The organism is Modestobacter lapidis (genome assembly GCF_054780755.1).
Genome location: NZ_BAAGVS010000010.1, coordinates 51,485 through 64,977 on the forward strand (window position 1 = coordinate 51,485; position 13,493 = coordinate 64,977).

11 protein-coding genes and 1 pseudogene are annotated in these 13,493 nt (G+C 75.6%); 4 read left to right on the forward strand and 8 right to left on the reverse strand.

From position 1 onward, the window contains the following. Positions 1–97: 97 nt before the first annotated feature. Positions 98–712 carry a mycofactocin system transcriptional regulator gene (gene mftR, locus ACYVG5_RS12330; RefSeq protein ID WP_460683221.1) on the forward strand — a complete coding sequence of 205 codons (615 nt, stop codon included), beginning with the start codon at positions 98–100 and terminating at the stop codon, positions 710–712. A 70-nt stretch (positions 713–782) separates the two neighbouring features. On the opposite strand, the gene ACYVG5_RS12335 is transcribed toward mftR, so the two are convergent. From ACYVG5_RS12335 to ACYVG5_RS12350, 4 genes and pseudogenes are all read right to left on the reverse strand, one after another. After that, on the reverse strand, positions 783–1,328 hold the full coding sequence (locus ACYVG5_RS12335; RefSeq protein WP_222049803.1) for a hypothetical protein: 546 nt from the start codon (positions 1,326–1,328) through the stop codon (positions 783–785). Between the two features lie 143 nt (positions 1,329–1,471). Further along, entirely contained in the window at positions 1,472–2,671 is a 1,200-nt protein-coding gene (locus ACYVG5_RS12340) for a cysteine desulfurase-like protein (protein ID WP_222049804.1), read from the reverse strand. Beyond that, a pseudogene (locus ACYVG5_RS12345) lies at positions 2,668–4,104 on the reverse strand (bifunctional 3-(3-hydroxy-phenyl)propionate/3-hydroxycinnamic acid hydroxylase); the annotation flags it as partial. The gene ACYVG5_RS12340 and the pseudogene ACYVG5_RS12345, both read right to left, overlap by 4 nt. 51 nt (positions 4,105–4,155) lie before the next feature. After that, complete coding sequence (locus tag ACYVG5_RS12350) at positions 4,156–6,057, reverse strand: L-lactate permease (protein ID WP_222049806.1); 1,902 nt, start codon at positions 6,055–6,057, stop codon at positions 4,156–4,158. Positions 6,058–6,278: 221 nt separating this feature from the next. Between ACYVG5_RS12350 and ACYVG5_RS12355 the strand changes: the two genes are divergently transcribed. The 3 genes from ACYVG5_RS12355 (at position 6,279) to ACYVG5_RS12365 (ending at position 9,505) form a co-directional block, all read left to right on the forward strand. After that, positions 6,279–7,403 (forward strand): NDMA-dependent alcohol dehydrogenase, encoded by a 1,125-nt coding sequence (locus ACYVG5_RS12355; RefSeq protein ID WP_222049807.1) that lies wholly within the window; start codon positions 6,279–6,281, stop codon positions 7,401–7,403. Positions 7,404–7,514: 111 nt separating this feature from the next. Then, complete coding sequence (locus tag ACYVG5_RS12360) at positions 7,515–8,432, forward strand: AAA family ATPase (RefSeq protein ID WP_246630772.1); 918 nt, start codon at positions 7,515–7,517, stop codon at positions 8,430–8,432. A gap of 389 nt (positions 8,433–8,821) precedes the next feature. Then, positions 8,822–9,505: a vWA domain-containing protein gene (locus ACYVG5_RS12365; protein WP_460683222.1), complete on the forward strand. Its 684-nt coding sequence runs from the start codon at positions 8,822–8,824 to the stop codon at positions 9,503–9,505. Here the strand turns inward: ACYVG5_RS12365 and ACYVG5_RS12370 are convergent. The 4 genes from ACYVG5_RS12370 to ACYVG5_RS12385 all read right to left on the reverse strand — a co-directional run bounded on the left by ACYVG5_RS12370 (position 9,502) and on the right by ACYVG5_RS12385 (position 13,384). Beyond that, positions 9,502–10,083, reverse strand: coding sequence for an MOSC domain-containing protein (locus tag ACYVG5_RS12370; RefSeq protein WP_460683223.1), 582 nt, complete (start codon positions 10,081–10,083; stop codon positions 9,502–9,504). The two genes, ACYVG5_RS12365 and ACYVG5_RS12370, sit on opposite strands and share 4 nt — an antisense overlap. 55 nt (positions 10,084–10,138) lie before the next feature. Beyond that, positions 10,139–11,260, reverse strand: coding sequence for an XdhC family protein (locus tag ACYVG5_RS12375; RefSeq protein ID WP_222049808.1), 1,122 nt, complete (start codon positions 11,258–11,260; stop codon positions 10,139–10,141). Positions 11,261–11,334: 74 nt separating this feature from the next. Further along, the gene (locus tag ACYVG5_RS12380) at positions 11,335–12,468 is read right to left on the reverse strand and encodes a vWA domain-containing protein (RefSeq protein WP_222049809.1); all 1,134 of its coding nucleotides are present in this window, start codon (positions 12,466–12,468) and stop codon (positions 11,335–11,337) included. Continuing rightward, positions 12,461–13,384, reverse strand: a complete 924-nt coding sequence (locus ACYVG5_RS12385) for an AAA family ATPase (RefSeq protein ID WP_460683224.1) — start codon at positions 13,382–13,384, stop codon at positions 12,461–12,463. The genes ACYVG5_RS12380 and ACYVG5_RS12385 overlap by 8 nt, the downstream gene beginning before the upstream one ends. Positions 13,385–13,493: the final 109 nt, after the last annotated feature.

Sequence of the window (13,493 nt, forward strand, 5' to 3'; positions counted from 1 at the left end):
GGAGGACGTTAGTGACACCGGGTGCCACGGGCAAGCGCGAGAAGGTCCAGTTCGTGTCGGCGGTCGGCCGAGGCCGGGGAGGGGGGATGATCAGGTTGTGACCGTCCTCGCCGACCCCCGGGGGGACACCCGCGGGGACACCCGCCTGCGGATCGAGCAGGCGGCGCTGGATCTCTTCACCCGCCAGGGGTTCGACGACGTGACCACCGACCAGGTGGCCGACGCCGCGGGCATCAGCCGGCGCACGTACTTCCGCCACTTCGCCACCAAGGCCGATGCCGTGTGGGGCGACTTCGCCGCCCACGTCGACCGGCTGGGGCAGCTGCTGGCCGCGACCGCCGGCGAGCAGCCGGTGCTCAACTCGATCTGCGCGGCCTACGTCCAGGTCAACGACTACGCCGACGCCGACCTGCCGATGCTGCGCCAGCGGCTGCGGCTCATCCTCGGCGAGCCGGCCCTGCAGGCGCACTCCCAGGTGCGCTACAACGGCGTGGACCAGGTGGTGGCCGAGCACGTCGCGCGGCGTACCGGTGCCGCGCCGGGCTCACTGGTCCCGCGGCTGGTGGCCACCAGTACCCGGGCGGCCGCGACGACGGCGTTCGAGGTGTGGCTGGCCGACGGGCGGCTGCCGCTGGCCCAGTCGCTGCACGACGCGTTCGAGGAACTGGCCGGCGGCTTCCCGACGCTCCGGGTCGCCGGCCGGGTGGGCTGACCGCCCGCGTCCGGGCCCCGGCCCGACCACGCGAGGCGACCCGCGTGGTCGGGGCCGGCGACCGCGGCGGTCAGTTCTTCTTCTGCGCCATCCCGAGGGCCACCTCGGACGGGCGCTGCTGCTCACCGGCGTAGGAGCTGACGACGATCAGCGCGCCGGTCAGCGCGGGCACGACCCACTGCAGGTCGTCGAGCTGCTGCTGCGCCAGGGCGATGTCGGCGCGGGCCCGCTTCGAGGGCTTGGTGCCCTTCCTGGACGGGGTGGCGCCGCCCTGGGAGACCCGCTGCCCCAGCACCCGGCTGTAGGCGGTGACCCCGAGCGCGGCGACGGTGAGCAGGGACTTGAGCGTCGACATGCCGGCGACGCCCTGCTGCTCGGCCACCCGGCGCTTGTTGGCGCCCAGCTGACCGATGCTGCCGACGAGGTGGGCTCCGATCGCGGCGGCGTTGACGGGGGTCCACCGGTCCCAGCCGGCGTTGGCGACCGCGCCGGTGGCCGACGCCGTGCCGGCCTCGCCCGAGGCCGGGTTGAGCGCCACGGCGTTGGCGAGCGTGCCGCCGAACCAGGCCGCGAGGCCGACGTCGTGCAGGGAACGGGACAGGGTGTTGCGGGCCATGAGTGCGCTCCTCGAGGAGGTGGAAGGGAGGGGGACGGGTGCCTCAGCGGCCGAGCAGCCCGCCCAACCCGCCGGTACCCAGCCGTCCCGGATCAACTCCTCGCCGACCGAGCGTCGTGGGCCGACCCCGGGAAAGCGCCGTCTCAGCCGGCGGTGAACTCCGCCAGCCCGGCCAGCAGCCGGTCGACGTCGGCGTCGTCGGTGTAGGGCGCCAGCCCGACCCGCAGACCGCCGGTGTCGCCCAGCCCCAGCCGGCGCGAGGCCTCCAGCGCGTAGAACGACCCGGCCGGCGCGTTGACGCCCCGCCCGGCGAGGAAGCGGTACGCGTCGGCGGCGTCCCGGCCGGCGAACGTGAGCAGCAGGGTGGGTGTCCGTCGCTTCGCCCGCGACCAGAGGGTGACGCCGGGCAGGTCGCGGACGCCGTCCTCGATCCGCACCCGCAGCCGGTCCTCGTGCTCCTCCAGCGCGGCCATCGCCGTCGTCAGCCGGGTCCGGCGGTCCGCGCCGCCGCCCAGCGAGGCGAGGAAGTCGATCGCCGCCGTCGTTCCGGCCAGCAGCTCGTAGGGCAGCGTGCCCAGCTCGAACCGCTCGGGGACGGCGTCGGTCGAGGGCAGCAGCTTGTCGGGGTGCAGGCCCGCCAGCAACGCGGGCGCGGCGACCAGGCACCCGCAGTGCGGGCCGAGGAACTTGTACGGCGAGCAGGCGTAGAAGTCCGCGCCGGACGCGGCGACGTCCACCGAGGCGTGCGCGGTGAGGTGCACGCCGTCCACCCAGGTCAGCGCGCCGGCATCGTGGGCGAGCGCGGTGATCGCCGGCAGGTCGGGGCGGGTGCCGATCAGGTTGGAGGCCCCGGTGACGGCGACCAGCCGGGTCCGGTCGCCGAGCAGCGCGCCGACTGCCTCCGGCGGCAGCTCGCCGGTGGCCGGGTCGAAGTCGGCCCACCGCACGGTCGCCCCGCGGGCGGTGGCGGCCTGCACCCAGGGCCGGACGTTGGCGTCGTGGTCGAGCCGGGTCACCACCACCTCGTCGCCGGGCCCCCAGCCGGCCGACAGCACCCGGGACAGCTCGTAGGTCAGCGAGGTCGCGCTGCGACCGAACACCACCCCGCCCGGGTCGCCGGCGACCAGGTCGGCGACCGCGGCCCGGGCGGCCAGCACGATGGCGTCGGCGGTGCGCTCGGCCCGGGTCACCGAGCCCCGGTTGGCCAGCGGCGCGGTGAGCGTCGCGGCGACGGCGGCGGCGACCACGTCGGGCACCTGCGAGCCGCCCGGCCCGTCGAAGTGGGCGGCGCCGGCCTGCAGGGCCGGGAAGTGCGCGCGGACGGCGGCGACGTCGAAGCTCATGAGGGGATCCTGCGGTACGGGCTCACCGCGGCGACGATCCGGTCGGGCCGCACCAGCACCGCCCGGCCGCGCAGCCACCGGACCAGCTCCGGGGAGTCCACTTCCCCCGGTCCGGTTCCGACGCGGAGCACCTTCCCCGGCCAGTCCGGCGGTACCCGCCCGCCCGCGGTGAGCACCGCCCACCCGGGCCCGAGGACGTCATCCAGCCGGCCGCCTCCCCCGATCGGTGGCTGCGGCACCAGCGCCCCGACCGGCGAGCCGGGCACCAGCCGCGGACGGCGGACCAGCCGGCCGGGCCGCAGCGGCGGCGTGCGGCTGGCCAGGGCGAAGTCGGAGATGCCGGGCAGCCGGCGCACCCCGCCGAGCACCAGGCGCCGGACGGCGGCGCCCCCGCGCCCGCCGCCGGTCATCAGCCGGCCGACCAGCACCGCCACCCGCACCAGCGCGGCGGCGTGCGGCGCCCGCTCTGCCTGGTGGGTGTCCAGCAGGGCGTCGTCCGCGCCGGCGAGCACCGCCGCCAGCTTCCAGGCGAGCTGGTGGGCGTCCCGCAGGCCCAGACCGAGGCCCTGGCCGATGAACGGCGGGGTGAGGTGGGCGGCGTCACCGCAGAGCAGGACCCGGCGGTCCCGCCACCGGTCGGCGACCTGGGCGGCGTAGCGGTACTCGGCCGTGCGGACCACCTCGGCACCGGCCGCACCGAACGGGGCCAGCAGCGCGGCCAGGTCCAGTCCGGCCGCGGACTCGCCGTCGTGCAGCCGGAACTCCGCCCGGTACCGGTTCCCGGCGACCGGCATGAAGGTGGCCGGGCGGTCGGGGTCGCAGACCTGGGAGACGCCGGGCCACACGTCCAGCGGGCCGGCGGCGACCAGGTCGACCACCAGCCAGCGCTGGGCGGGGCCGGCGTCGCGCATCCCCGCACCGATCAGCCGCCGGACCGTGCTGTTGGCGCCGTCGCAGCCGAGCACCGCGTCGGCGCGGAGCTGCTCCTCGGCCCCGGTGGCCCGGTCGTGGACGGTGACCCGGACCGGTCCGTCCCGCTGCTCGACGTGCACCACCTCCACCCCGCCGCGGAGGGTGGCCGTGGGTTCGTCGGCCAGCGCCCGCCGGAGCAGCACCTCGAGGTCGGGCTGGGTGAACATCGAGGCCTGCGGCCAGCCGTGCACGCCCGCGCCCCGGTGGAACTCGACCAGCACCCGGCCGTCGCGGTCCAGCAGCCGCAAGCCGGCCGCCGGTCGGCTGATCCCGGCGAAGGCGTCGGCGACCCCGGCGTCCTGCAGCACCCGCAGCGACTCGTCGTCCAGGTGCACGGCGCGCGGCTGCGGATAGGCGTCGACGTGCCGGTCGAGGACGAGGACGTCGACCCCCCGGCGGGCCAGCAGCAGCGCCGCGGTGACGCCCACCGGCCCCGCGCCCACCACGATCACCGTCACGGCGCGAGTGTGCCGGTCCGGCCGGGTAGACCTGGCCCCGGCCGGACCCGCGCCTCAGGAGGTGGGAGTGTCCGGGTCCCGGCTCGGGTCCACCACCATGTCGGTGTGCTGCCGGCCCTCACCGGTCGGCGGTGCGGTGCCGTCGCTCCGGCCGGCCCCGGCCGGGGCGTCGACCAGCTCGTCGTTGGGCCGGCCGCCGGAGCGCCGCATCGCCAGGATCAGCGCCACGATCCCGACCAGCAGGACCGCCAGCCACAGCGTGCTGAAGTTCAGGCCGAACCCGTAGATCACTACCAGCGAGAGCCCGCCGGCCAGCAGGCAGTAGTAGATCGTCGGCAGGATCGTCTTGCGGATCAGGTCGCCCTCGCGTCCGATCAGGCCGACCGTGGCCGACGCCGCCACGACGTTGTGCACGGTGATCATGTTGCCGGCCGCGCCGCCGACCGCCTGGGTCGCGACGACGGTCTCGGGCACGACGCCGATCTCCACGGCGGTGGAGAACTGGAACAGCGAGAACATCAGGTTGCTCACGGTGTTGCTGCCCGCGACGAAGGCACCGAGCGCCCCGATCCACGGCGCGAACGCCGGCCACGCGCCGCCGGCGATGGACGCGGCGCCCTCGGCGAGGACCAGTGGCATGGACTCCAGGCCGGACTCGTTGAAGTCACCGCCGGAGTTGATGAACACCCGCACCAGCGGCAGGGCGAACAGCAGGGCGACGGCGGCGCCGGCCAGCTGGGCGCCCGCCACCCGCCAGGAGGCGGCGATGTCGGCGGGGCGCATCCGGTGCAGGGCGTAGGTGGCCAGGCAGGCCAGGATGAACACGAACCCCGGCAGGTACACCACCTGCAGGGCCTGGGCGATGCCGGTGCCGAAGATGTCGTCCACGTTCACGACCCGCCAGCCGGTGGTGAGGAACTCGGTGACCGGGTCGATCGTGCGGCTCAGCACCAGCAGGACGGCGACGACGAGGTACGGCGTCCAGGCGAGCCAGATGCTCATCTTCCGTGCGGCGATGTCCTCCGTCTCCGGCTCCAGGCTGCCCATCCAGTTCGCCGCCCAGCGCTTCCGCGGCGGGAAGTCCCAGACCTTCTTGGGCATCAGGAAGCCGCGGCTGGACGCGAACATCACGATGACCAGCCCGATGAGGCCACCGAGCAGGGACGGGAACTCCGGGCCGAGGACGGCCGCGACGGTCACGTACGGGACGGTCATCGCGAAGGCCGCGAACAGCGCGAACGGCCAGATCGCCAGGCCGTCGGCGAACCGCTTCCGCTCGCCGAAGAACCCGCACAGCATGCAGGCGAGGATGAGCGGGATCAGCGTGCCGATGGTGGCGTGCAGCAGGGCCACCTGCAGCCCGATCCGCTCGAGGAACCCGGGCAGCTCGACGCCGAGCACCGACATCCGCTCCTCGACGGCGGAGGAACCGCTCAGCCCGCCGCCGACCCCCACCAGGATCGGCGTGCCGACGGCGCCGAAGCTCACCGGCGTGCTCTGGATGATCAGCCCCACCATGACCGCGGCCATGGCCGGGAAGCCCAGGGCCAGCAGCAGCGGCGCGACCACCGCGGCGGGGGTGCCGAAGCCGGACGCCCCCTCGATGAAGCTGCCGAACAGCCAGCCGATGATGATCGCCTGCACCCGGCGGTCGGGGCTGATGCTGGTGAACCCGGCGCGGATGGTGGCCATCGCGCCGCTCTTGGTCAGGGTCTCGAGCAGCAGCAGCGCGCCGAAGACGATGTAGAGCAGCGTCAGGGCCAGCAGCAGGCCCTGGATCGCCGATGCGGCGACGGCGGTGGGGTCCATCTCCCAGACGAACAGGGCGACGAGCACCACGACCACGAAACCGACCGGCATGGCCCACTTCGCCGGCCACCGCAGGCCCACGAGGAGCACTCCGACCACCACGATCGGGAGCAGTGCCAGCAGGCTCAGCACAGCGAGGTTGTCCACGGTTGCGCCTCTCGTCGTCGGTGCACTGACGGTTCGGTGACGTGCACTGTGTCGCAGGTCACCGGGCCGCGCCACCCCGGGGTCACGCGCACCCGGCGACCGTTGCCCGAACGTTGCACGACCTTCCGGCGAGTGTGATCCGTGCCATAGCGTGCCGCTCCAGGTGCGCGGCTGCGCACACCACCGAGGCCCTCGGCGACGAGGGCGACGAGGAGGCCCCCGTGCCCGTCAACACCCGCGGCGCGATCATGCGTTCGGCCCCCGGCACGTGGGAGGTCGTCGACCTGGTCGTCGACGATCCGCAGGCCGGCGAACTCCAGGTCAAGCTGGCCGCCTCCGGGCTGTGCCACTCCGACGACCACATCGCCACCGGCGACATGCAGGTCGGCAAGTATCCCTTCCTCGGCGGCCACGAGGGTGCCGGCGTCGTCACCGCCGTCGGGCCGGGCGTGAAGGACTTCGAGGAGGGCGACCACGTCGTCTTCTCGTTCCTGCCCGGCTGCGGCCGGTGCCGCTACTGCGCCAACGGCCAGCAGTACATCTGCGACTCCGGCGCCAACCTGCTCGTCGGCTCGCGGTGGGACGACGCGACGAGCTTCCGCGTCAAGACCTCGGACGGCGAGGACGTCGGGCAGATGTGCGGGCTCGGCACCTTCGCCGAGATCACCACGGTGGACGTCCGCTCGACCGTGAAGATCGACAAGAGCATCCCGCTGGACGTCGCCTGCCTCGTCGGGTGCGGCGTGGGCACGGGCTGGGGCACCGCGGTCCAGGCCGGCGAGGTCCGGGCCGGCGACACGGTCATCGTGATGGGCGTCGGCGGCATCGGTATCAACGCCGTGCAGGGCGCGGCGAACGCGGGCGCGAGCCACGTCATCGCCGTCGACCCCGTGGCGTTCAAGCGCGAGAAGGCGATGGAACTCGGCGCGACCGAGACGTTCGCGGGCATCGAGGAGGCCGCCGACTTCGCGCGCAGCGTCACCAACGGGCAGGGCGCCGACAAGGCGCTGATCACCGTCGGGGTGCTCAAGGGCGAGCACGTGGCCCAGGCGTTGGACGCGATCGGCAAGGGTGGGCGGGTCGTCATCACCGGCCTCGGCGACCTCACCGACGTGGGCATCCCGATCAACCCCAGCATGCTGGCGTTGTTCACCAAGGAGATCCGCGGCGCCCTGTTCGGTGACCAGAACCCCAGCTTCGACATGCTGAAGATGCTGCGGCTCTACCAGGAGGGCACCCTCAAGCTCGACGAGCTGATCACCAAGCGGTACAAGCTGGACGACATCAACCAGGGCTACGAGGACCTGCACGAGGGCAAGAACATCCGCGGCGTCATCGTCTACTAGAAGGACCCCGTTGCCCCCCACGGCTCGCACGCTCGCCGTGGGTCCCTGCAACGGGGCCAGGTCCCGGGGGCTGTCCGCCCCCGGGGCCTTCCGCTGCCCGATGAGGACCCCATGACCGCCGCGCCCCCGCACGCCACCGCCGCCGGACGGCTCGACGCGGCGGGCATGGTCCGCACCGCCCGGGAGCGGGTGGTGGACCGGGTGCGCGAGGCCGAGGTGGTCGCCGCGGCGCTGTCGGCGGGCCGCAACATCGTCCTGGAGGGGCCGCCCGGCACCGGCAAGACCACGCTGCTGCGCGCCCTGGCCGACGGCACCGGCGTTCCGCTCGTGCTGGTGGAGGGGAACGCCGAGCTCACCCCCACCCGGCTGATCGGCCACCACGACGCCTCACGGGTGCTCACCGAGGACTACCGGCCGGAGAACTTCGTCCCCGGGCCCCTCACCCGGGCGATGACCGAGGGCGCCCTGCTCTACGTCGAGGAGTTCAACCGGGTGCCCGAGGAGACGATGAACGTCCTGCTCGGGGTGCTGTCGGAGCGGGAGATGCACGTGCCGCGGTTCGGCCGGGTCGCCGCCCGGCCCACGTTCCGGCTGGTGGCGGCCATGAACCCGTTCGACGCCGTCGGCACCGCCAGGATCACCCCCGCCCTCTACGACCGGTCCTGCCGGATCGCGATGGGCTACCAGGACGAGGACGCCGAGCGCGCCGTCGTCAGCACCGCCACCGGCGGGCCGGGCGGCCTGGTGGCCCGCGCGGTCCGGGCGGTGCGGATCACCCGCGACCACGCCGAGCTCCGGATCGGCGCCTCGGTGCGCGGCGCCATCGACACGGTGCTCATCGCCGGGGAGCTGGCCGCGGTGCGCGGGCTCGACGGGCTCGCCCAGCCGCTGGACGAGGCCGTCGGGGAGGATGCCGCCCTCGCCGCGCTCACCGGCAAGGTGACCCTCGGCGACGCCGTCACCCGCCCCGTCGAGCAGGTCGTGGTGGACATCTGGCGGCGGGCCGGTGAGGAGCTGGGAAAAGCCTGACCCCCGGGCCGGAGGAACCGCCCGGGGACGGCCCGGACACCGGGGAGCCCGGCGACCGGGGCGCACTGCCTGCGCCGCCGCAGGCCGGCGCGGGGCTCACCGGCCCGCCGGGCCGCCGGCCGGCGCCGCCCGCACCGATCGAGGACGAGACCGACGTCGAGGAGCTGCTCCGCGAGCAGCGGGCCCGGCGGGCCGGCCGGGACGAGCTGGCCCGCGCCCATCCGGACTTCGAGCAGGTCAGCCCCGCTCCCGGTGAGCTCGACGGGGAGGCGCTGGCCGAGCTGACCGCCCGCGACCCCGACGCGGCGGCGCGGCTGCTGACCGCGCTGGGGCGGGCCTTCGACCCGGGGCTGCGCGCGGCGGCCCGGGCGCTGGCCACCCGGCTGCCGGTGAGCGTTCCGCGCGCCGGCGTCCCCGACCGGCCGGGCACCCGGCGGGTGGTCACCCGCCGCGACCCCACCGGCACCGACGTCGACCTGGACGCCACGCTGGCCGCTCGCGGGGCGGAGCCGCACTGGCGCGCGGAGCACGTGCACACCCGGGGCTGGCGGGCCACCGGGCGGGCCTGCGTGCTGCTGGTGGACGCCTCCGGGTCGGTGGCGGGGGACGAGCTGGCGGTCGCGGTGCTCACCGCGGCGGCGCTCGGCCAGCGGATGCGGCCCGGCGACGAGCTGGCCGTGGTGGCGTTCTGGTCGTCCGCCGTCCTGCTGCAACCGCTGTCGGACAGGCCCCGGGCCGAGCTCGTGACCGACCGGCTGTTCGACCTGAAGGGTGGCGGGACGACGGACCTGGACCTGGCGCTGCGCACCGCGGCCGGCCAGCTCGCCCGCTCCCGGGCCGCGGCCCGGGACGTGCTGCTGCTGTCCGACGGCATGCCCACCGACAGCCCGGATCCGTTGCCGGCCGCCACGGCGCTGCGCCGGCTCGGCGCTCGGCTGCACGTGCTGGCGCTGGCCGACGAGCCCGAGTCGGTGGGCAACTGCGCGCTGCTCGCCGCGGCCGGGGGCGGGCGGTCCGCGGCGCTGCAGCGGCCCACGCAGGCGCCGGCCGCGCTGCGGACGCTGCTGGACTAGGAGGTGCGGGAGCGGGCGGCTGCCGGGCGGACGGCGTCCCCGGCCCGGGCGGCAGCCAGCGGAACGGCGGCCCGCAGCACCGCCGGGCCCACCCGGAGCCCGCCGTCCGACCGCGGCGCGCAGCGCACCCCCGCCCGGCCGCGCAGCCCGCGGTGCGCCCCCGGGGTGAGGGCGACGTCCAGCCAGGCGCACGGGTTGGCCGGCCGCCCACCGGCCAGCACCACCTCACCGGCGCCGCAGTCCAGGCTGAACAGCTGCCCGCGCAACGCCTCGACCTGCGCTCCCCGCAGCACCACGTTGCGTCGCGCGGCGAGCGGGTCCAGCGGGCCGCTGCCGAGCTCGGCGGCCAGGGCCTCCAGCGCCTCGACGGCCAGCACGGTCACCGACGCCTCCCGGTGGGCCGGCCGGCCGAAGTACCGGTCGCCGACGACGCCCAGCCCGGCGCGCACCTCGATGCCGGCCCGCGCCTCGACCGGCAGCGCCGCCACCGCCGGGTCGGGCCGGCCGCCGTAGCGGTGCGCCGGCGAGGCGAGCAGCCCGACCACCTCGACCTCGTAGGCGTACACCGGGGCTCTCACCCGCCCTCCTCCGGTCCCGCCGGCAGAGCCGTTCCGGCGGCCGGGCTGCCGCGGCTCAGCGTTCGGCGGTGCGGTGGATCGGGCCCTCGGCCCCGGTGAGCCGCTCGCCGCTGCCGCCCCAGCGACCGGCGATGATCTCCGCGGCGATCGACACGGCGGTCTCCTCCGGGGTGCGGGCGCCGAGGTCCAGCCCGATCGGTGAGGACAGCCGCTGGAGCTCGTCGGGCTGGAGCCCGGCCTCGCGCAGCCGGTCCAGCCGCTCGTCGTGGGTGCGCCGGGAGCCCATCGCCCCCACGTAGGCCACCGGCAGCCGCAGTGCGACCTCCAGCAGCGGGACGTCGAACTTCGGGTCGTGGGTGAGCACGCAGAGCACGGTGCGCTCGTCGACGCGGCCGGCGTCCGCCTCGGCCCGGAGGTACCGGTGCGGCCACTCCACGATCACCTCGTGGGCGTCGGGGAACCGGCGGGCGGTGGCGAACACCGGCCGCGCGTCGCACACGGTGACCCGGTAGCCGAGGAACGACCCGACCCGGGCCACGGCCGCGGCGAAGTCGATCGCGCCGAACACGACCATCCGGGCCGGCGGGGCGTAGGAGGAGACGAACAGCGTGAGGTCGTCGCCGCGGCGCTCGCCGTCGTGGCCGTAGGTGAGGGTCGCCGTCCGGCCGGCGGCCAGCATGCCGCGCGCGTCGGCGGCGACGGCGTCGTCCAGGCGCTGCAGGCCCAGGGTGCCCGACGCGCGGTCGGGCCACAGGACCAGCCGCTTGCCCAGCCGGTCCTCGGGGCCCTTCACGCAGGTGACGACGGCGACCGGCTCGTGCGCGGCCACCGATCCGGCGATCTCCCCGAGCTCGGGGAACGACTCGCGGGACACCGGTTCCACGTAGACGTCGAGGATCCCGCCGCAGGTGAGCCCCACGGCGAAGGCGTCGTCGTCGCTGACGCCGTACCGCTGCAGGGTCGGCTCGCCGGTCCGGGCGGCGTCCCGGGCCTCCTCGTAGACCGCGCCCTCGACGCAGCCGCCGGAGACGCTGCCCACCGCGGTCCCGTCCGGGCCGACCAGCATCGAGGCGCCCGGCGGGCGGGGCGCCGAGCGCCAGGTGCCCACCACCGTGCCGACGCCGACGGTCTCCCCTGCCTGCCACCAGCCGATCAGGTCGTCCAACACATCACGCATCTGCGTCCTCCTGTCGGTTGGCCTCGGTCGGAGGCTCGCCGCGAGCTTGCGAGTGGTGAGGGGATCGAGGTCCTTCAGGCATCCGTGATCACTTCCACCAGTTCCTCGAAGGCGGCCAGGCTGTGCCCGGCGACGAAGTGGTCGACCGCGGGCAGCGCGGCCTGCATGCCCCCGGTCAGCGGCTCGTAGCCCAGCCGGCCCTTGTGCGGGTTGACCCACACCACCGCGTGCGCCAGCCGCTGCAGCCGGGCCATCTGCTCGCCCAGCAGCTCGGTGCCGCCGCGCTCCCAGCCGTCGCTGCAGATCACCACGACGGCGCCGCGCGCGGTGCCGCGCTGCCCCCAGCGGTCCAGGAACGCCTTGAGCACCTCGCCGATCCGGGTGCCACCCGACCAGTCCGGGATCGCCGAGCCGCTGGCGGCCAGCGCCCGGTCCGGGTCGCGCAGCCGCAGCTCGCGGGTGACCCGGGTCAGCCGGGTGCCGATGGTGAACACCTCGGTGCTGGCCGGCCGGGCCCGGACGGCGGCGTGCGCGAACCGGAGCAGCGCGTCGGCGTAGGGGCTCATCGAGCCGGAGACGTCGACCAGCAGCACCACCCGGCGGGGCCGGGGCCGCGCCCGGTGGTACATCAGCCGGCCGACCTCGCCGCCGTCGCGCAGCGCCCGCCGCACGGTGCGGGCCGCGTGCACCGAGCCGTGCGGTCCGGGCCGGCGCCGGCGCGAGGGGCGCATCGGGACGGCGGGCACCAGCAGCGCGAACAGCCGGCGCAGCTGCTCGCGCTCGGCGACGGTCAGCTCGCCGACGTCCCGGTGCCGCAGCACCTCCTCGCCGCTGGCCCTGGTGGCGAGATCGGCGGGCTCCCCACCGTCCTCGCCGCCCTCGGTGGTCTGCACCGGGGCGCTCTGCACCACCCGCTCCCGCTCGGGCCCGCTGCTCGTCCGCATTCGCGGCGCCTCGCCACCGAAGAAGGCGGCGAAGGCGGCGTCGTAGCGGTCGAGGTCGTCCGGGCCGCCGCACAGGGTGAGCCGGCCGGCCCAGTAGACGGCGGAGGGATCGAGGACGTCGAGGTGCGCGATCGCGGCGACCATCGCCTCGACCCGGTCGGGGGAGGCGGTGACCCCGGCGTGCCGGAGCGTCCGGGCGAAGCCCAGCACGGTGTCGACGACGTCCCGGGCGACCCCGGTCGCCGTCCCGTTTGCCTCAGCCACCGAACAGCGCCCCCCGGGCCAGGGAGTGCACCCGGTCGGTGTCCTCCCGGTACTTCAGCACGGCGCCCAGGGTGCGCGCGGCGGTGTCCGGGTCCAGCTCGCGGGCGCCGAGGGCGTGCAGGGCCGACGCCCAGTCCATCGCCTCGGCCACGCCCGGGGGCTTGAGCAGGTCCAGGCCGCGCAGCTGCGCCGTCGCGCGGGCCACCTGGCGGGCCAGCTCCTCGGTGACCTGCGGCAGCCGGCGGCGCAGGATGGCCACCTCGCGGTCGAAGTCGGGGTGCTCCAGCCAGTGGTAGAGGCAGCGGCGCTTGAGCGCGTCGTGCACCTCGCGGGTGCGGTTGGAGGTGAGGACGACCAGCGGCGGGGTCTCGGCGCGCACCGTGCCGAGCTCGGGGATGGAGATGGTGAAGTCGCTGAGCACCTCGAGCAGGAAGGCCTCGAACTCGTCGTCGGCCCGGTCGACCTCGTCGACCAGCAGCACCGCCGGCGAGTCCTCCAGCGCCTGCAGCAGCGGCCGGGCCAGCAGGAACCGGCGGTCGTAGAGCGACGCCTCCAGCGCGGCGGTGTCGGAGCCCTCGTGCGCGGCCTCGGCGGCGCGCAGGTGCAGCAGCTGCCGGCCGAAGTCCCAGTCGTAGAGCGCCTGGCTGGCCTCCAGACCCTCGTAGCACTGCAGCCGGTACAGCGGCCGCCCGGTGACCTCGGCGAGCGCCCGGGCCAGCGCGGTCTTGCCGACGCCGGCCTCACCCTCCAGGAACAGCGGCCGGTGCATGACCAGGGCCAGGTAGGCCGCCGTCGCCAGGCCCTCGTCGGGCAGGTACCCGGTGGCCTCCAGCGCGGCGGCGAGCGCGCCGGGATCGCCGGGGAGGTCGGGGCGGGGCGCGGTCTCGGTCGGCGCGGTCGTGGTGGGCTCGCTCACACGTGGCAGCATCCCACCCGCTCGCGCCGCGTGTCGGCGGGCCGCCCGCGGGAACGGATCGTCGGCCCCCACCCGGGGACGGCGGCCCGGCGGCCCCGGGCCAGGATGA

Coding starts and splice junctions, on each gene's coding strand:
- ACYVG5_RS12335 (WP_222049803.1), bottom strand. CDS start 1,328: ATGGCCCGCAACACCCTGTCCCGTTCCCTGCACGACGTCGGCCTCGCG.
- ACYVG5_RS12340 (WP_222049804.1), bottom strand. CDS start 2,671: ATGAGCTTCGACGTCGCCGCCGTCCGCGCGCACTTCCCGGCCCTGCAG.
- ACYVG5_RS12360 (WP_246630772.1), top strand. CDS start 7,515: ATGACCGCCGCGCCCCCGCACGCCACCGCCGCCGGACGGCTCGACGCG.
- ACYVG5_RS12375 (WP_222049808.1), bottom strand. CDS start 11,260: ATGCGTGATGTGTTGGACGACCTGATCGGCTGGTGGCAGGCAGGGGAG.